The sequence below is a fragment of the Pseudorhodoplanes sinuspersici genome (assembly GCF_002119765.1).
Lineage (GTDB): Bacteria > Pseudomonadota > Alphaproteobacteria > Rhizobiales > Xanthobacteraceae > Pseudorhodoplanes > Pseudorhodoplanes sinuspersici.
Genome location: NZ_CP021112.1, coordinates 434,294 through 452,068, shown reverse-complemented (window position 1 = coordinate 452,068; position 17,775 = coordinate 434,294). Strand labels below are relative to the sequence as shown.

Sequence of the window (17,775 nt, the reverse complement as noted above, 5' to 3'; positions counted from 1 at the left end):
CAATCCAGGTAACGCTTCGCGGGACTTCGTCCTTAGGCGTTGCATTGAGAGTTCGTTGTCTGGATACCGTCATCAAGCGTGTGATGGGCTGATTTGTGCCGTGATCACAATGATGCGTTGAACATTCGGCTATCCGGATTTTCGTGTGGAATCGTTTGAAGGATTCCAGCGGGCGATCAGGTCCGCCGCACGATGTCTGCAGAGTGACTTGCCGCTGACAGGTCAGTCCGGGCCGCCGGCGCCGGCCAAGCCGTCGCACCGCGACCCCGTGCGTCGCACGGGCTTCCGGATCCGGGCTGACGTCCGGATGTGGCGGCGAATGCCAAGCTTCGGGGCTTTGAAACCGCATCGAAGGTCCGCCCAGCTTCCGATTTCAGCAAGCAGCGCGCGATTCCTTCCATCGGCCGCGCAGCCATCCTTCATCGGAAGCCGGCAGGACATCCTTGAGCTTGCAGCGCGCCGCCAGTCCGCGGCGCGCAATCTCCGCATTCTCGACGATGGTGAGGCCGATCGTGCCAGGATTGAGGTCGATGCCGACAACCCGTCCGGGCATCGCCTTGACAGGCCGCAGGCGCTCGGGATGGTCCGGCAGGTCCAGCTGGTCGATCGTTACATGCAGCTTGGTACCGGCGACCGGAAGGTGGCGTTGATCTGTTTGCTGTGTCCTGGCGCAGAACCTCGCCAGCGCGCCCGCGTATCTCGGCGAGTTCAAGATCAACCGCACGCCGAACGAGCTTCTGGCTGGCCTTGCGGCCGCTCTGGAGCATGGCGAAGCGGCACGACCGCCCATCCTCGGGCAATCGGAAATGCCAGTTGCCGAAGTAATTGCGATCGCCACGGGTGCAGACAGCCGCAGGCGCCGCGCGCGCCATTGCGCATTGTCGATCAGCCCCTTCTGACGCCGCTGCATGTCCTTGGCGCAGCCTTGGAAGCGACCGAGGCTGTCACCACAAAAGCGGCCTAGTGTTCCGACTGAGATCATCGTGTCAAAACGTCCCATGCCCAGAAGTAGGTCCCTGTCCTGATATCTAAACTTTGACGCTTTCCAGCGTCGACGGATGGAACAGATCCTCTACCGTCACCAGCTTCGACGACAGCCCTTGCGCATGATGGTGACGGAAGAACGTCTCCAGCACATGCCGGTTGGCCGGCACGCCATAGGACCAGTAATCCTCGCCCATCAGTTCCTTGGCTTCCATCACGCGCTCTTCGGCGAAGGGCAGTGTCACCTTGGTCGCCGACGGCTCACTGAGGTGCGCGACGGCCTTGGCCTTTGACTGCTCGAACGCCTTCAGCGCCGCGGCCGGCAGCCACGGATGCTTCTCGGCCAGCTCGCGCCGCACACCGACAATGTGCATGATCGGGAAGATCTTGGTGCGGCAATAATAATCCTTCGCCGCCACGATCGGATCGGGGAACAGCCAGCCGACATTCGGCGTATCCGCCGGCAGCGCCGGCGCACGCGGCGCCATGAAGGCATCGATCTCACCGGATGCCAGCATGCCGGAAATGGTCTTGCCCTCCGGCGCGTCGATGAGCGTGACGTTCTTCGGCAGGTTCAGCTTGATCTTCTCCGGCCGACCCGGCTCGGCGATGCCGCCACGCACGAAGGTGACGTCAGACGGCTTCACGCCGAATTCGTCTTCCAGCAGCGCCCGCGCCCAGACAACGGCGGTGAGCTGATATTCCGGCAGGCCGATACGCTTGCCCTTCAGGTCTTCCGGCTTCTTGATGCGATCGGTGCGCACATAGAGCGAGGTATGCCGGAAACAGCGCGACAGGAAGGCGGGAATGCCGACATACGGGAAATTGCCGTCGGCGACTTTCACCGTCGAACTCGACAGCGACATTTCGCAGATATCGAAATCGGCATTGCGGAACGCGCGAAAGAAAATCTCTTCCGGCGACAGCGTCATGAATACCGGATCAACGCCATCCATCTGCACGGCGCCATCGATCAACGGGCGGTTGCGGTCGTAATCGCCGATGGCGATCGAAAGAGATAGTTTTGGAATCTGCGCCTCCCGTCGGATGACTTATGAAAAGAGTAGGTTCTTGCCATTCGCTGTTGTCTTCGAATATATAAACTTAGAACACTAAGTAAAGGCCATGCTTTTAGTGCATTGGTGATTTAGGAGAAAAGCCGCGGCTCGAGCCCATGAACCGGGCTACTTTCATGAGGTGCGCACAGTTTACTTTATTAGCGAGGGTCGCCCGACCAGCCTAGCTGATGAAGATGGACGGCTAGGGTTCGTAAGCGCAGGTGCTCAATGGCAACAAAAAGCAAGCTTGTTTTCTTTGAAAAGTGGGTCTCCCCCGTCGCTGAGCGCATGCTCAAGCCGCAATCGAACATCGACCTGATAATGCTGAAATATTCAAGGCCAGAGGCAGAGAATTGGTCAGAATTGGCGACGGCTCATGGATATCAGGTACAAGCACGTACCGAGCTTAAGGCTCCTTGGTTTGGAAATGGTGAACTCTTAAAGCGATGTCCTGGCTTAGTGGCTCTGAGTTCTACGGGGGCGGGGCACGATGTCATAGACGTCGGAGCGTGCGATGCCGCCGGCGTGATTGTTGTTAATCAATCTGGCTCTAATCGTGAGGCTGTAGCCCAGCATACGCTTGGTCTTATGATCTGCTTATCAAAGAAGATCAGCCTGGCAGATCGTATGATGCGGAGATCTTCGGTCCCGGCTGAACGATACGCCTTGGCTGGAAATGACCTCACAAATCGAACAGTGGGTATAGTTGGAATAGGCCATATTGGGACTAGAGTCGCGGAACTGTGTGGAGGTCTATTTGGGATGACAGTGTTGGCGTACGATCCTTTTCTCTCCTCGGATCAAATTGCAGCTCGCGGCGCCAAGAAAACGAATCTAGTCGAGCTTCTTGAGAGATCAGATTTTGTGACATTGCATTGTCCGCGATCGGCTGAAACGCTGGATATGTTCGGAACGGAGGAATTCAAACTGATGAAGCGCAGCGCCTTCTTCATCAATACCGCAAGAGGTGGGATTCATAACGAAGAAGAATTGGCTCAGGCGATCGCACGAGCTTACATCGCTGGCGCAGGTATTGATGTATTTCTCCAAGAGCCAACCCCGTATGACCACCCTTTGCTTCAGTTTGATAATGTTGTTGTGACACCCCACAATGCTGGGATCACCCATGAAGCGTTGGAGATGATGGCGTCAAGCGCAGCATCTCAGTGGATAGATGTGTTCTCTGGAAAGGTGCCTCCGAGACTCGTCAACCCACAGGCTTGGTCTCGGTATAGCGCGCGATTTAAGGAGATTTTTGGATCAACCCCTGCGCAACTGCCCCAATAGCGGGACTTTACAAATGACGACAAAACTTACCGTGGGAATAGTGTCACGGACATTCTTCAACGTGTCTTATTGGGCGGCGATCGAGAGGGGTTACTTTTCGAACGAAGGGATCGAAGTAGAAACAATAATCTACGGAAATCGGTCGCAGGTTCCTTTGTTGCTGGGTGGAGACCTCAATATTGTTATCGGCACGCCCGAGGCGGCAATTGAGAATGCGGTGAGTGGTGGGACCCTTCGCATTATCGGCGGCAATACCGGCAAGCTTACTCATTCACTAATCGCAAGGGGTCGGTTCGAGCGTGTCGAAGATCTGCGCGGAGCAACAATCGGCATTTTAAATATGACCGAAGGCACGTTCTTCCAGATCAAGGAAATGTTGTCGAAACATGGTCTCAGTTATCCTCGCGATTATCGAGTTAAGGAGACCGGTGGAGTACCCCCGCGTCACAAAGCGCTCATCGACGGAACGATTGATGCGGGTCTCCAATCGATCCCGTGGAGCTACGTTGCCGAGGAAGTAGGGCTGAGGAATCTCGGAAGTATTGTCGATTACATCCCAGATTGGCAGTTTGTGTCGATTAATACGGATACCCGATGGGCGCGGTCGAACCGTTCAACGGTCGTTGGCTTCCTGAGAGCGATGATTCGTGGGACAGAATGGGTGTTTCGTAACAAGCAAGGCGCGGCAGAAATTGCAGCAAGGGAGTTGCCCACGCCCCTAAAGTATGCCGAACGGGCGTGGGAATACTACACAGAGACAAACGCTATTACCCGCGATGTTTCGATCAGCCAGCCAGGCTTAGCGAAGGTGATCGATGTCCTCATTGCAGAGCGGATCCTGCCAGAGGCAGCATCCCGCGATCCGGGCGCCTACGTGGAACCGGACTATCTGCGCGAAGCGAGGCGCCTATCACAATAGTTGAGGGCGATATTCTGTTGTGAATTCGCCTGCTTAAGGGGCGCGGCTTTTAGAAATCTCGCGGCCACCGCCACTGTATTGCTGCGGCGCACAATCGACTCTTCTTGACATCTTGATCTAGATTAGATACTTAGAAAACTAAGAGTCTTGATGGTTAGAACACTAAGTGTCGCGACTTGAGAGGCTAAGAAACATAATCGACAGCGCGAAGCTGCTCTTCAGGGAGGGAATTGTGGAAGAAATCAAGATCTGGACACGAGCATTTGCGCTCCGGCTCAATGCAGCATGATGCCTACAACTTCGATGGAACTGGGCGGCTTTTCAGAAAGCATCTCTGCTTCAAAGAATTCGTGAACTGGCAAGGTTAGAGCGCTTAGGCGAAAGCGGTTCGCTTAAGATCATCAACATCTGTGATCGTGGAATAGCTATGACTAAGAAGAGCCTTAAAATCGGAGGCGCTGTTGAACGCTTAGTGCGCGACGCGCTTGTTGGGCTATTTGCGCTATTGATTGTCGGAATGATCGGTCATTCTGAAGCAATTGCGCAGAACTACCCATCGCGATCGATTAGAATTATTGTTCCGTTTACGGCCGGCGGAGGCAATGATGTGCTCGGACGAACAGTTGCTCAGAAGCTCCAGGAGGCTTGGGGGCAGCCGGTTGTCGTTGAAAACAAGCCGGGCGCGGGAGGCAACATTGGTGCGGACCTCGTAGCGAAATCGCCAGCAGATGGCTACACCCTCCTGATTGCCGCGAATAATATACTTTCCATCAATCCCACGCTGAACGATGGAACGCCATTCGATCCATTAAAAGATTTTGCGCCAATCAGCTTGGTTGGAACAATTCCGGTCCTGTTGGCTGTCCCTTCTACTCTTCCCGTGAAGTCGGTTAAGGAGTTGATCTCTCTCGCAAAAAGTGACCCGGAGAAGTTGACGTTTGGCTCGGCCGGATACGGCACGCCGCAGCATCTTTCCGGCGATCTTTTCGCATCAATGGCCGGAGTAAAGATGCAGCATGTGCCCTATCGCGGGGCAAGCCCGATGATCACCGATTTGATTTCAGGCCAAGTTCAATTAGCGTTTGGCGCCATCAATACGATGCTTCCTCTCGTCAAGGATAGAAAGTTACGCGCTGTAGCAGTTACGAGCGACAAGCGGTTGCCGTACTTGCAAGACGTCCCTACAGTTTCTGAGGACCTGCCCGGTTTTGAAACCGACATTTGGATCGCACTCGTTGCACCAGCGGGCACTCCTCGGGATGTCGTGGTGAAAATCAACGAGGAGGTTCGGAGAATCTTCACTCTTCCAGACGTACGAGAACGCTTGGCCGCTCAAGGAATTGAACCAAAGACCAGTACACCGGACGATCTCACTGCGTTGGTGAAGTCCGACCTCGCGAGATGGGCCAAAGTCATCAAGGACACTGGTGAAAAATCGAAACAATAACGGCCGAACGGACACGGTACAGAGAGCGATAGCGATCAGGACGCTATTGAGGCGCACCATGCCTCGATAGCTACTGACACGCCTGTACAGCGTACCTAGCGGCTCAGGACCCGACAGCATGCATCTCGCCTCATCGCAAGAACGCGATTCGGTTTTGACCGGTAGTGCGCGCGGGGCATTCGGAGGAACGCGTGAAATATTCCAATCTTGGTGATTCAGGGATCAAGGTTTCAAAGCTTTGTTTGGGAATGATGTCGTTTGGCGAACGCGAGTGGCAGAAATGGACGCTGCCATCCGAAGCCTCGATGCATTTTGTAAAGCGATCCCTGGAGGCGGGCATCAATGTTTTCGATACCGCTGATTTTTACTCATACGGTCGCAGCGAGGAATTTCTAGGGAATGCGATTCGTAGCCTTACTGATCGGAAGAAGGTTGTGATTTCTACGAAAGCGGGGTTGCCGATGAGCCCTGACCAAAATGACCGAGGATTGTCTCGGAAGCACCTTTTGGATTCTGTCCATGAATCGCTGAAGCGACTACAAACTGACTACATTGATGTTTTTATGATCCACGAAGAGGATCCGTTCACTCCTATTGAAGAAACAATGGGCGTGATGGCGGAATTGGTACGCAGCGGCAAGGTGCTGTATGTAGGCTTCTCTAATCTGCCTGCCTGGAAAGCGGCGCATGCCGTCTATTTTGGAAAGTACGCATGTAACGCCAAGCCAAGAGTGGCGCAAATTCAGTACAACTTATGTTATCGAGAGGATGAGCGTGATCTAATTCCGCTATGTCGGCACGAAAATCTTGGCATAATGGTCTATTCGCCTTTGGCTCGCGGCTGGCTCGCAGGGAACCGCACGGGTGGCGCTTTGAGTGAACGCGATGCGTTGAGGGCTGAAACAGACGCGAAGGCGCATTCGCTTTATGGAACGAGTCAGGATCGAGCAATTCTGAACGTCGCAAGTGACATTGCGGCACGCCTGAATGTACCCGTCGCGCGTGTCGCAATGAGTTGGGTGCTCTCGAATCCAGCCATTAGTACATTAATCTGCGGCGTTCTCGAAGACTCCCATTTGGATGAGGCTATTGCTGCGGTAGATTTGGAGTTGCCGTTGGAAGATTTGAAGAAACTCGAATCTTGTTACACCGCGCAGGCAACCAAGTCGACTGGACTAGCAGCCGTCCTAGGCAGCGCGAAGTAAAAAATGTCCCCGGAAAGCAAAGTCAACTGTTCGTTTTTCCGAGCCGACGTGAGAGCTTATTTGCTACATCCTTTAGTGCGGCCCCAACCGGACCGTTTGGAGAATCATTAAGAGCGCCGACAGGCCCCAGGACAGTCATTGCAACTGCGAGTTCGCTTTGGGCGTTAAATACAGGAGCACTTAAAGATACTATTCCAGGAAGCATTGTGCCCTGGACGTGTCCGAGCCCCTGCGTCCGTGTTTCGTCAATGATCTTATTTGCAATTCCCGTGTTCGCGATTTGAGGGAAGTTTTTCCTGTTCGAGTTCAACTCACGCTTGATCCATGGCTGAACAACACGTTGATGCAGAAAAGCAGCGAAAACCCTTCCTGTTGCGGAGCGCAGGACGGGTAGGACCGACCCGATGCGCACATTCACGGTGACCAATTGGCGCGACTCAAACCAGCGAACGACTGTCGGGCCGCCGCTACCCCATACGGCCAGTAGCGCAGTTTGCCCTAAGTCATTGGCAAGTTGCCGAAGTAGAGGGCTGCCAAGTTCGACCGCATCGACTCGTTGCAGTGCAACGAGACCAACCCGCAGAGCTTCACCGCCCAATCTGTAGTGGCTTGTGACACTGTCTTGTTCCACATACTCGGAGCGCGTGAGACTTACTAGGTAGCGGTGCACTTTGGCTCGGGCTAACCCGGTGGACCGCGCTATGTCTGCAAGCGAAGCTTCGCCGCCCAACTCCGCGAGAGCACTTAGGACGCGAACGCCGAGATCCACCGTCTGAACACCAAATTTTTCGTTGATCTCTACCACAGTGGCGCCGGTTTTCATGGGGGGTCCTGTCTGACCAGAGGGTTGACAAAATAAGACGCGTTTGAAAAAAAACGAAACGCGTTACAAAATAGATAGAACGACCGAGGAAACGCAACAAGTAAGGGAGGGGAGTGTGATCAGGCTTTCAACGCTTTTGGTTTTGATTTTAGCAGCGTGCTCAGGGATCGATGCCGCCACGGCGGAGGTCAAGATCGGGCTCACAATTTCAACCACTGGGCCGGCGGCCTCATTGGGTATCCCAGTTCGAAACTCCATTTCACTCTTTCCAACCGAGGCAGGCGGGGAAAAGATCAGATGGATCGTTTTGGACGATGCGTCCGACACCGCGAAGGGTGTTTCTAACGCCCGCAAGTTAATCGCAGAAGAGAACGTTGATGCGGTCATTGGCTCAAGTACTACGCCTGTCTCCTTGGCGTTGGTGGAGGTCGCCTCTGAAACGAGGGTGCCGTTCATCTCGGTAGCGAGCTCACCACGAATAGTCTTGCCGATGGATGAGAAGCGTGCGTGGATGTTTAAGACGCCACAGCATGATTTTGTTATGGCCGACGCGATAGCTGAGCACATGGCCAAGTCTGGAGCGAAAACAGCCGCACTTGTGACCTTTGGTGATTCTTATGGAGATGGATGGCTGGCTGAGATGACGCGTGCCTTAGAAAAGGCCGGGATCAAACTTGTCGCTACCGAACGATATGCGCGAACAGACTCAAGTGTAACCGGGCAGGTGCTGAAAGTTATTGCAGCAAATCCCGACGCTGTAATGATTGCTGCATCGGGGACACCGGCAGCCTTACCGCAAAAGACGCTTCGTGAAAGGGGCTACAAGAAGCCTATTTACCAAAATCATGGTGTGGCCAACACGGACTTTCTTCGCGTTGGCGGAAAGGATCTTGAGGGGACCTTTGTGCCCACTGGTCCAATGCTAGTGGCCGCCCAGCTTCCGGATAGCAATCCGACGAAGTCGATCGCCTTGGATTACGTAAAAAGATACGAAGATACATGGGGTCCCGGGAGTGTCGCGACTTTCGGCGCGCACGCGATGGATGCTGCTCTTCTTTTGGAGAAGGCCATCCCTGTTGCACTTAAGAATGCGAAGCCGGGCACACCGGAGTTTCGTGCAGCTCTTCGTGATGCCCTGGAAACTCTTAAGAATGTTCCGGTCACCCATGGGGTAGTGAACATGAGTAAGGACGATCACAACGGGTTCGACAATCGTGCGCGAGTAATGGTTGTGATCGAAAACGGCAAGTGGAAGCTTCTCCAGTAGTGAGAAAGCTGAGTAGTATTTAGGCGCCTCCAATAAGAAGAGCGGATCTTGAATACCGATATATTTCTTATCCTCTGTCAGGATGGGATCGTGAACGGCGCCGTCTACGCGCTGCTCGCGCTGGCATTGATCCTTGTTTTTGCAGTGACGAGGATCATTTTTCTTCCCCAGGGTGAGTTCATTGCATTTGGTGCACTTACCCTGGCAATGATTGAGGAAGGAAAAGTTCCTCCAACTGTATACTTGCTGGTAGTTCTAGGGGTTGCGTCTGCTGTCGTTGCTCTCTGGCTCGAGCCGACCAAGAATCGGGGCTGGGGCTTGGTTGGGCTCTTGCTCGAAACGATCGTTGCGCCGTTTGCATTGCTGTGCCTTACGGTATGGTTGCCTTCACGCGAGTTCGGATTGCTCTATTCAGTTGTTCTTAGCGTAGCCATTGTCACGCTTATGGGGCCTTTTATTTACCGCGTTGCATTCCAACGGATAGCCGATGCATCAATACTAACTCTATTGATCGCTGCAATTGGCGTTCATTTGGCGCTGACGGGTCTGGGTCTTTATTTCTTCGGGCCAGAAGGGTCACGGACAACGTCGTGGGTCAGCGCGTCTTTGCAGCTTGGTGCGTTGAACATTAGCGGTCAATCCACGTGGATAATCGGGGTAACCGTGGTTCTGGTGGCAGCGCTATATCTGTTTTTCTCCCGAACATTGTCCGGTAAAATCCTGGTTGCTACCGCAGTAAATCGTCTAGGCGCTCGTCTCGTTGGTCTTCCGATCGACCGGTCCGGAAGAATCGCCTTTGCGGCGGCTGCTTTTATCGGAGCTCTGGCCGGAGTGCTTATCGCTCCTCAGACGACAGTCTACTATGACTCCGGGTTTGTAATTGGATTGAAAGCATTTATCGGGGCGATCATCGCCGGCATGGTAAGTTATCCGGTTGCTGTTGTCGGCGCGATCATGGTTGGCGTGATCGAATCATTTTCCAGCTACTGGTCGAGTGAGTACAAAGAGATCATTGTATTCAGTTTGATGGTGCCAATCCTGCTGTGGCGCTCCTATTCGTCAAAGCACGTCGACGAAGAGGAATGACATGCGTAGGGTAATCGTAATAGCGATCATTTTTCTATTCGCGCTGCTTCCAGTGTTGCCGTTTGTCCCTAGGTTCTGGATTACCCTCCTCAACACGATCGGTATAAGCACGATCGTTGTTATGGGCGTGGTGGTATTGACCGGTTGCGCATCGATTACATCCTTTGCCCAAGCGGCATTTGTTGGTGTAGGCGCGTATACGGCAGCTCTTCTGTCTGCCAATCTGGTATCCCCATGGGTTGCGCTAATTCCCGCAATAGCGCTGACAGGATTTTCAGCATACTTAATTGGGGTGGTGACGTTACGGCTTTCAGGTCACTATCTGGCGCTCGCGACAATTGCGTGGAGCATTACGCTTTTCTATGCGTTCGGTGTTTCAGATCTTCTAGGTCGTTTCGATGGCATAACGTCCATAAAGCCGGTTTCATTCTTTGGAATGCCGCTCCGAGATCCGAGCGAGTTCTACTATGTGATTCTAGTGGCTGTACTTCTTTCCATGCTTGCGACCCACAATTTCTTGTACAGTCGGGTTGGACGTTCAGTTCGAGCCCTCCGCGGTGGGCGAACTGTTGCGGAAGCAAATGGTATTAACTCGACAGCAGCCAGACAGGTTGCTTTTGTCTACTCCGCATGTCTGGCAGGACTTTCTGGGTGGCTGTTCGCGCATCTTCAACGTGCAATCAATCCAACTCCGTTCGGGCTCAGTGTAAGTATCGAGTACGTGCTAAAGGCAGTTGTCGGTGGCGTATCAAACATTGGGGGTGCGCTTCTTGGATCCGCGATAGTCACGCTGACTCAAGATCAGCTACAAAACGTCCTTCCGCACGTGTTTGGGAGCAATCAGAACTTTGAAGCGGTCGTTTTTGGTATTGCGCTCGTGGCGCTCTTGCAGTGGGCTCCTGAGGGGGTATGGCCGTCGTTTTCTAAGATTATACGAACGACTAAGAAGAGTTCGAAGAAGCGCAAGTTCAAGATGGAGGAAGGGCCGAAGCTTCCCATTGCGCCACTGCCCGAGAGAAACACAATACTTCTCAACGTGGAAGGTCTCAGTAAATCATTCGGCGGATTGCATGCTGTCAGAGATATGAGTTTGCAGTTATCCGCGGGAGAGGTCGTAGGCCTTATCGGCCCCAATGGTGCAGGAAAAAGCACCACATTTAATCTTCTGACGGGCGTTATCCAGGCGGACAGCGGGCGCGTAGTCTATCGAGGGCAGGACATCTCCAGGTGGATTTCGCGGGACGTCGCGCAGCTCGGCGTGGCTCGGACCTTCCAGCACGTAAAGCTTGTTCCTGAAATGTCAGTTATTGAGAATGTTGTGCTCGGCACACATTTGCGCACCCGATCGGGTGCGATCCGGGGAACACTTGCGCTGAATTCAAGTGAAGATGGTGCGGCTTTCGCTGAAGCTTACAACAAGCTGGAGCGGGTAGGGCTCTCTGCGTTAGCGTACGAGCCTGCGACAACTCTTGCTCTTGGGCAGCAGCGCATCGTTGAAGTGGCCCGCGCTCTCTGCCTTTCACCTGCCTTGCTGATGCTCGATGAGCCTGCCGCTGGGCTGCGAAAGAGTGAGAAGGAAAAACTTGCGGAGTTATTACAATCACTACGTGCGGAGGGGATCACGATCCTGATGGTAGAGCACGATATGGAGTTTGTAATGGGCTTGGTCGACCGGCTGATCGTTATGAATTTCGGATCGAAGCTGGCTGAGGGCCGGCCTGATGCGATCCGTGCTGATCCCGAAGTGATACGGGCTTATCTCGGTGGCGTCACATGATAAGTCCAATTCTTCAGGTTATGAATCTGTCCGTATCCTACGACCGAGTGCATGCGGTTCGTGAGTGTACTCTGCAAGTTGAGCCAGGCTCGGTGGTGGCTGTGCTTGGTTCTAACGGTGCGGGGAAGTCGTCTCTACTAAATGCATTGATTGGCATTGTGGGATCGCAAGGAAGTATTCTATTTGAGGGGAAATCGCTAAAAAAGATACCGACGGAGCAGCGTGTAGCAGATGGAATGACGCTCGTTCCGGAACGTCGAGAACTGTTTGGTTCTCTCTCGGTCGAAGATAATTTGAGATTGGGAGGTTTTAGGTTAAACCGTCAAGCGGCGTCACGACGGATCGATGAGATCGGCGATCTATTTCCAGTTTTAGCGAAGCGCCGGACACAGATGGCTGCGACGCTGTCTGGTGGGGAGCGTCAAATGCTTGCCATGGGGCGAGCTCTGATGGTTAATCCAAAACTGCTCATGCTTGATGAACCCAGCCTTGGACTTGCTCCTCTTATCATCAAGGATGTGTTTAAAGTTATTCTTGCACTAAAGGCGCGGGGGACCTCTATGTTGCTCGTTGAACAAAATGCGCGCGCAGCTTTAGAGGTGGCGGATTACGCATATGTTTTTGAAGTAGGATCAATCACGCACGAGGGAACTGCTAGTGCAATGCTCGATGATCCCCGGCTCGAACGCGCGTATCTTGGATGAGGCGCTAAACTAATTGTGGCGCAGTGATATTAAGCAGTGATTAGTGCTCCTAAGCGCTGCGAAATAGCCTGAGCCGTGTACAGCAGTTCGTGAGCATTTTCACCATCAATCGAGTCATCGAAGAAGCCGTTTGGTCCGAGTGCGGCGATCGCGCCCACAAGCTCATGCTGATTGTTAAATAGTGGCGCTGCCAATGCGAGAACGCCTGGCAGCATTTCCCCGCCCGTGTGGGCAAGTCCTACGGTCCGCACCTTCTCTAGGCGGCGCCTGACCTCACTTGGCGACGGAGCGGCAAGCTTTCGGCGTTTCATCTCGTCTATTTCACGGTCAATATGTGGCCACACAATCGATTCAGGTAGGTAAGCCGCAAAGATTTGGCCTGTCGCCGATCGCAGAAGCGGCATGTTGGAGCCCGCACGGACGTTTACGGTCACGTCCCGAGTTGATTCAATCCATCTGACGATAGTTGGCCCGCTGGCTCCCCAAATAGCGAGGAGCAATGCTCCCTGAATCTTATCCCTGAGTAACTTTAATTCAGCATCGGCTACTTCGACGACATCGATCCTAGCCAAAGCGATAAGTCCAATGCGAAGGGCCTCGGGTCCAACTACGTACCGGTTCTTTGAATCCCGCTCTACAAATCCTGAACGCATGAGACTGACTAGATATCGGTGCGCTTTCGCTGGAGGCACGCCGGCCGAAGTCGCGATTTTTCCAAGGTTTTCGCTCCCTCCCGCATCTGCGAGGACCTTCAGAATTTTCATTCCAATCTCTACGGATTGGACGCCTCCGCGCTCGAGTCCAGCAGCCTCACCCGAGTCACCGGGGGCGGATTTTGAAGTTGACATGCATCGATCCCATATTTACATAATACGTAAATGATATCACATTACGTAAAAGAGGGTGGCATGCGTCTCTCGATTTTTTCCGTGCAAGATCATTATCCGTCTCATAACCGATCAGTGGCCGCGCTCTATGAAGAGGTTATTTCCCAAGCTGTCCTCGCTGATGGGTTGGGCTATGACACATTCTGGGTTGCAGAGCACCATTTCCATGAATACGGCGCCGTGCCGAACCCAGCCATTATGCTCGCGGCAATAGCGCAGCGCACGCAACGTCTGCGATTGGGAACGGCGATCTCAATCCTCACTTTCCATAACCCCCTTACCATCGCAGAGAATTACGCGATGGTGGACCTCTTGTCGGGGGGGCGCCTTATGTATGGCGTCGGTTCTGGGTATCTACCGCACGAATTCGGGGGCTATGGGGTTGATCCAGCTGAAAAGCGTGATCGCTTCGACGAAGTGCTGGCCGCGGTGAAAAAGCTGCTTTCGGGCAAGCGTTGCAGTCATGCCGGTCAATACCATAATTTCAAAGATGTTAAGCTGAACGTCACGCCCATCCAAGCTTCAGTCCCAATCTATGTTGCCGTCCTGCGTAAAGAGGCCGCGTACCACGTTGGAAAACAAGGTAATAATCTGCTTTGTGTTCCGTATGCGTCGGTTGATAAGTTCGAAGACATTGCCGAAATTGTTTCCGAATTCCGTCGCGGCCGAGTTGAAGCAGGCGTGCCGGCGGACGACAACAGTCTAGCGCTCGCATTGCATACGCATGTTGCTGAAACAGACCAGAAGGCTCGCGAAACTGCTGCAGATGCTTTCGATCTCTATGTGGACACTCGACTTTACGCGCGGAAGTCGACTTATGATGACGCAATGAAAAATGGCATCCATCTTTTTGGATCCGTTAAGACGGTAGAGGATAAGCTTGTTGCGCTCAAACAGATGGGCGTTCAACACGTGATGACGTTACAAAATTTTGGGAATTTGCCGACCGAACGAGTTCATGAATCTATGAACAGACTTATGAGCGAAGTGACGCCGGCAGTGAATAACCAAGTGTCCGCAAGTGCGGCATGAGCCAATGAACCAGATCGAAGAACGCGCCCTATTTCGACATCTAGGTTGACGGCTTTCGAGCTTTGAAATTTTCTCTTCGTGCCTCTCGCAATATCCAGGTTCTGAAGGCTTTGACTTCTCGTAGCTGTCGCTTCGCCTCTGGATAGACAAGATAATAAGTGTATCGGCTTCGCACCGACCCCTTGAAGGGACGGATGAGTTGGCCGTTTGCAAGGTGATCTTCAATTAGGAACTGGGGGATTGCTCCAATTCCAAGCCCAGCCATTGCTGCTTCGATCAGCATTGAATAGAGCGCAAATCGTGGTCCGCGCAACGCATTAATATCGCTGCATTTTAACGACGCAAGTAGATCAATCCATGCGTCTGGCCGTGTGGTCTGCTGAAGTAGAGTCGCTCTTCCGAGGCCCTTGGCTGACCTAAGGCCTATCGATTTTGCATAGGACGGGCTACAGGCAGGAACAATCTCTTCCTCCATAAGTCGATCCACGAGGCCGTCTGGCCACGACGGCTCGCCGTAATGGATTGCGACATCAACGTCGTTCGCCACAAGGTCGAACGAACGATGGTGGTAGCTTGAGATCTGAAGAGCGATGTCGGGGTGTTCTTTCGCAAAGGATGCAAGCCTTGGCGTAAGCCAGTGCGATGCAAACGTTACAAGGGAGCAAATGTGTAGAACATGCTCACCACTCTTGGATGCGAGAACTTGTAGCGTTGCGGCTTCCGCGTGATCGAGCGCGCTCCGAATCTTGGTTGCGTAAGTCGTGCCGGCGTCGGTCAAAACGACGCGTCGTCTGATCCGTTCAAAAAGATGCACGCCAAGAAATCTCTCGAGATGAGCAATCTGCCGACTAACGGCACTTTGTGTAAGTCCCAATTCCTCTCCAGCTCGAGTGAAGCTGCTGTGCCTTGCGGCCGCCTCAAAAACAGCAAGCGTGCTCAATGATGGCAGGGTTCGCTTCACGGCGGAGGGCGATTAACCGCTAGAGTTGATGAGCTGGAGGAATGAATAAATGACGATAACTCATTTGCGATCGCCAGTCAAAACCGCTCTTATTCTATTGCTTCTGAGAGTTCAGCGCTAACGCGGGTGTTCTCCCTAAGGTGTGTTGCTGGTCTCCCAACGGCAGTGCTCTGAGAAAGCAGATCCGCCAGACAAATCTTTAAGAATACTGGCAGTCGGTGAAGCTGGTCGTAGATTGAGGAAACGAACTTGGTGAATGACAGCATGGCGGAGCGTCGCCTGACTACGTCTGTAAGCGGTTGCGACATTGATCTGATCACCGTGGGTAATGGGCCGACGCTACTCTTTCTTCATGGAGGAGAGGGGCCGGATGTGCCGACGGACGCCTATATCAAGGCGCTCGCGAAGCATTTCACCGTAATAGCCCCTTGGCATCCGGGCTTCGGACGGCGGTCTCGGGGGGAGCGTCTTCGTGAGATCTCCGACCTGGCGTATCTCTATCTCGACCTCGTGGAACAGCAGAACATCAAGAATGGAGTTCTTGTCGGGTCGTCATTCGGCGGATGGATCGCGGCCGAGATGATGGTGAGAAATTCCTCAGCCTTCTCGCAGTTGGTTCTTTCTGCTCCTCTTGGAATCAAAGTGCGGGATCGAGAATCGCGTGACATAGAAGACGTCTTCGCTCTTACAGATGAAGAGTTCAGAGCGATTGCCTATGCGGATCCGAGCCAAGGGTATCAGGATTTAGCATCATTGAGCGACGAAGATCTGACGGGGTATTTCCGGAGTCGTGAATCCCTCGCGTTCTTCTGTTGGAAACCCTACATGCACAACCCACAGTTAAAGAACTGGCTGCATCGAATTAAGATACCGACACTTCTGGTGTCAGGCGCTAAAGATCGCGTTGTCTTTGACGGCTACTACACAGCGTATAGTAGCTATCTTCCTCTCTGTACTCATCACACATTGGATGGTGCCGGCCACTTTCCACACGTAGAGCAAACGGAAGAGTTCGTCCGCATTCTGCGTGACCACTACAATGTACGTGTCGCGCCGACTGCAAGTGTTGTTTAACGGTGCGATTGAGGGTGAATAATGCAAGTTTATCATTTTTCCGAGAACCCCTACCCACAAGCGTGGGACGCGGACCAACGGTCGCTCCGAGTGACGCTTCCGAACAAGCATTTTGATCCGAATGTCGGTGCCGAACTGATCAATCGGTACATTGATGAGTGGGCGCTGTGTGACGAGCTTGGCCTCAACATCTGGGTCAACGAGCACCACAGCACGCCTACATGCGTTACTGCCTCAACAATGTTGCCTATGGCAATGTTGGCACGAGAAACAAAGCGAGCAAGATTGCTTACGTTGGGTGTGCCGATCGGCGTCCGGCATGATCCTGTGCTCGTTGCGGAAGAGGCCGCCTATGTGGACCTCGTGTCGCGGGGGCGTCTCGAACTTGGTCTCGTAAAGGGATATCCAACCGAGATTGCGCCTGCAAATGTTAATCCTGCCAGCATCGGAGAGCGGTTCTGGGAGGCGCACGACCTAATCGTCAAGGCGCTGACGACACATGATGGTGCTTTCAATTGGGAGGGTAATCACTTTCATTTCCGGCACGTCAATATCTGGCCACGGCCCTTCCAGCAGCCGTGTCCGCCTATTTGGATTACGGCGTTCTCTCCTCACAGTGTGCGACCCATTGCGGACCGCGGGTATGTCGTCGCCGCAGGCATTAATGCGAGAAGTGGCAGAAGCATTTTCGGCGCCTACCGTGCACATCTCGCCGATCTTGGTCGACCGGCTCCAGCGCTGGATCGGTTCGGGTACATGGTTTTAGTTGGCGTTGGCGACACTGAGGAAGAGGGTCAGCGCTTTGCGCGACAGGTAAAGGGCTACTTGGATACAACTGGAATTGTTCATCCATCTTTCGGAAACCCGCCTGGTTATCAGCCTGTCGCGGCAAGGGTGGCGGAGGTGAGGCGCGGACAACAAGGGATCACAGGATCTGCATTCCAGACAGACCGAGACGGAAATCCTGTTCGATATTCGACGGCGTCGATACCTGAACTGATAAAGGCAGGTGCAGTGTTTGCGGGAACGCCCGACCAAGTGTTCGAGCAGATACGCGAGTTGTATGACTATGTTGGCGGATTTGGTCATCTGCTCGCAATGATGCACGGAGGAGTGCTGAGTCATGAGGACACGACGAAAAGCATGACTCTCTTCAGTAAAGAAGTGCTTCCGCGCCTGGCTGAACTCGACAAGGGCGGCCAGACAGAGGAATTGGTAAAGCGCTTCGAGGAATCAGCCTTGGTTGCCCAAACCTAGATACTGT

The 17,775-nt window shown here is 53.4% G+C and carries 16 protein-coding genes; 11 read left to right on the top strand and 5 right to left on the bottom strand.

Going from position 1 to position 17,775, the window contains the following annotated elements:
- Positions 1-373: 373 nt before the first annotated feature.
- Positions 374-982, bottom strand: coding sequence for a hypothetical protein (locus tag CAK95_RS02205; RefSeq protein ID WP_147413698.1), 609 nt, complete (start codon positions 980-982; stop codon positions 374-376).
- Positions 983-1,028: 46 nt separating this feature from the next.
- Positions 1,029-1,940: an ABC transporter substrate-binding protein gene (locus CAK95_RS02200; protein WP_245303594.1), complete on the bottom strand. Its 912-nt coding sequence runs from the start codon at positions 1,938-1,940 to the stop codon at positions 1,029-1,031.
- Between the two features lie 330 nt (positions 1,941-2,270).
- Here CAK95_RS02200 and CAK95_RS02195 point away from each other — a divergent pair, with 330 nt between their 5' ends.
- The 4 genes from CAK95_RS02195 to CAK95_RS02180 all read left to right on the top strand — a co-directional run bounded on the left by CAK95_RS02195 (position 2,271) and on the right by CAK95_RS02180 (position 6,900).
- Entirely contained in the window at positions 2,271-3,329 is a 1,059-nt protein-coding gene (locus CAK95_RS02195; protein WP_086086337.1) for a hydroxyacid dehydrogenase, read from the top strand.
- Between the two features lie 13 nt (positions 3,330-3,342).
- On the top strand, positions 3,343-4,248 hold the full coding sequence (locus tag CAK95_RS02190; protein ID WP_157699505.1) for an ABC transporter substrate-binding protein: 906 nt from the start codon (positions 3,343-3,345) through the stop codon (positions 4,246-4,248).
- A gap of 427 nt (positions 4,249-4,675) precedes the next feature.
- Positions 4,676-5,695: a Bug family tripartite tricarboxylate transporter substrate binding protein gene (locus tag CAK95_RS02185; RefSeq protein WP_245303593.1), complete on the top strand. Its 1,020-nt coding sequence runs from the start codon at positions 4,676-4,678 to the stop codon at positions 5,693-5,695.
- Positions 5,696-5,886: 191 nt separating this feature from the next.
- Positions 5,887-6,900: an aldo/keto reductase gene (locus CAK95_RS02180; protein WP_086086335.1), complete on the top strand. Its 1,014-nt coding sequence runs from the start codon at positions 5,887-5,889 to the stop codon at positions 6,898-6,900.
- A gap of 22 nt (positions 6,901-6,922) precedes the next feature.
- Here CAK95_RS02180 and CAK95_RS02175 read toward each other — a convergent pair whose 3' ends face one another.
- Positions 6,923-7,723 carry an IclR family transcriptional regulator gene (locus CAK95_RS02175; protein ID WP_086086334.1) on the bottom strand — a complete coding sequence of 267 codons (801 nt, stop codon included), beginning with the start codon at positions 7,721-7,723 and terminating at the stop codon, positions 6,923-6,925.
- A 43-nt stretch (positions 7,724-7,766) separates the two neighbouring features.
- On the opposite strand from CAK95_RS02175, the gene CAK95_RS02170 reads away from it, so the two are divergent.
- Genes CAK95_RS02170 through CAK95_RS02155 form a run of 4 tightly spaced genes read left to right on the top strand, consistent with a single transcriptional unit; the run spans position 7,767 to position 12,557 of the window.
- The gene (locus tag CAK95_RS02170) at positions 7,767-8,990 is read left to right on the top strand and encodes an ABC transporter substrate-binding protein (protein WP_245303592.1); all 1,224 of its coding nucleotides are present in this window, start codon (positions 7,767-7,769) and stop codon (positions 8,988-8,990) included.
- Positions 8,991-9,038: 48 nt separating this feature from the next.
- Positions 9,039-10,076 (top strand): branched-chain amino acid ABC transporter permease, encoded by a 1,038-nt coding sequence (locus CAK95_RS02165; protein ID WP_086086333.1) that lies wholly within the window; start codon positions 9,039-9,041, stop codon positions 10,074-10,076.
- A 1-nt stretch (position 10,077) separates the two neighbouring features.
- On the top strand, positions 10,078-11,853 hold the full coding sequence (locus tag CAK95_RS02160) for a branched-chain amino acid ABC transporter ATP-binding protein/permease (RefSeq protein ID WP_086086332.1): 1,776 nt from the start codon (positions 10,078-10,080) through the stop codon (positions 11,851-11,853).
- Positions 11,850-12,557 carry an ABC transporter ATP-binding protein gene (locus CAK95_RS02155; protein ID WP_086086331.1) on the top strand — a complete coding sequence of 236 codons (708 nt, stop codon included), beginning with the start codon at positions 11,850-11,852 and terminating at the stop codon, positions 12,555-12,557. Before CAK95_RS02160 ends, CAK95_RS02155 begins: the two co-directional genes overlap by 4 nt.
- 29 nt (positions 12,558-12,586) lie before the next feature.
- On the opposite strand, the gene CAK95_RS02150 is transcribed toward CAK95_RS02155, so the two are convergent.
- Entirely contained in the window at positions 12,587-13,405 is an 819-nt protein-coding gene (locus CAK95_RS02150; protein WP_086086330.1) for an IclR family transcriptional regulator, read from the bottom strand.
- Between the two features lie 60 nt (positions 13,406-13,465).
- Between CAK95_RS02150 and CAK95_RS02145 the strand changes: the two genes are divergently transcribed.
- Positions 13,466-14,476: an LLM class flavin-dependent oxidoreductase gene (locus CAK95_RS02145; RefSeq protein ID WP_086086329.1), complete on the top strand. Its 1,011-nt coding sequence runs from the start codon at positions 13,466-13,468 to the stop codon at positions 14,474-14,476.
- Positions 14,477-14,516: 40 nt separating this feature from the next.
- On the opposite strand, the gene gcvA is transcribed toward CAK95_RS02145, so the two are convergent.
- Entirely contained in the window at positions 14,517-15,437 is a 921-nt protein-coding gene (gcvA, locus tag CAK95_RS02140; RefSeq protein ID WP_086086328.1) for a transcriptional regulator GcvA, read from the bottom strand.
- A gap of 252 nt (positions 15,438-15,689) precedes the next feature.
- Here gcvA and CAK95_RS02135 point away from each other — a divergent pair, with 252 nt between their 5' ends.
- Both CAK95_RS02135 and CAK95_RS02130 read left to right on the top strand, forming a co-directional pair.
- Entirely contained in the window at positions 15,690-16,511 is an 822-nt protein-coding gene (locus CAK95_RS02135) for an alpha/beta fold hydrolase (protein WP_147413699.1), read from the top strand.
- Between the two features lie 21 nt (positions 16,512-16,532).
- Positions 16,533-17,768 carry an LLM class flavin-dependent oxidoreductase gene (locus CAK95_RS02130; RefSeq protein WP_086086326.1) on the top strand — a complete coding sequence of 412 codons (1,236 nt, stop codon included), beginning with the start codon at positions 16,533-16,535 and terminating at the stop codon, positions 17,766-17,768.
- Positions 17,769-17,775: the final 7 nt, after the last annotated feature.

Bases quoted from the DNA above. Each gene is read 5' to 3' on its own strand.
- CAK95_RS02205 (WP_147413698.1), bottom strand. From the start codon at position 982: ATGATCTCAGTCGGAACACTAGGCCGCTTTTGTGGTGACAGCCTCGGT.
- CAK95_RS02200 (WP_245303594.1), bottom strand. From the start codon at position 1,940: ATGGATGGCGTTGATCCGGTATTCATGACGCTGTCGCCGGAAGAGATT.
- CAK95_RS02195 (WP_086086337.1), top strand. From the start codon at position 2,271: ATGGCAACAAAAAGCAAGCTTGTTTTCTTTGAAAAGTGGGTCTCCCCC.
- CAK95_RS02190 (WP_157699505.1), top strand. From the start codon at position 3,343: ATGACGACAAAACTTACCGTGGGAATAGTGTCACGGACATTCTTCAAC.
- CAK95_RS02185 (WP_245303593.1), top strand. From the start codon at position 4,676: ATGACTAAGAAGAGCCTTAAAATCGGAGGCGCTGTTGAACGCTTAGTG.
- CAK95_RS02175 (WP_086086334.1), bottom strand. From the start codon at position 7,723: ATGAAAACCGGCGCCACTGTGGTAGAGATCAACGAAAAATTTGGTGTT.
- CAK95_RS02160 (WP_086086332.1), top strand. From the start codon at position 10,078: ATGCGTAGGGTAATCGTAATAGCGATCATTTTTCTATTCGCGCTGCTT.
- CAK95_RS02155 (WP_086086331.1), top strand. From the start codon at position 11,850: ATGATAAGTCCAATTCTTCAGGTTATGAATCTGTCCGTATCCTACGAC.
- CAK95_RS02150 (WP_086086330.1), bottom strand. From the start codon at position 13,405: ATGTCAACTTCAAAATCCGCCCCCGGTGACTCGGGTGAGGCTGCTGGA.
- CAK95_RS02145 (WP_086086329.1), top strand. From the start codon at position 13,466: ATGCGTCTCTCGATTTTTTCCGTGCAAGATCATTATCCGTCTCATAAC.
- CAK95_RS02130 (WP_086086326.1), top strand. From the start codon at position 16,533: ATGCAAGTTTATCATTTTTCCGAGAACCCCTACCCACAAGCGTGGGAC.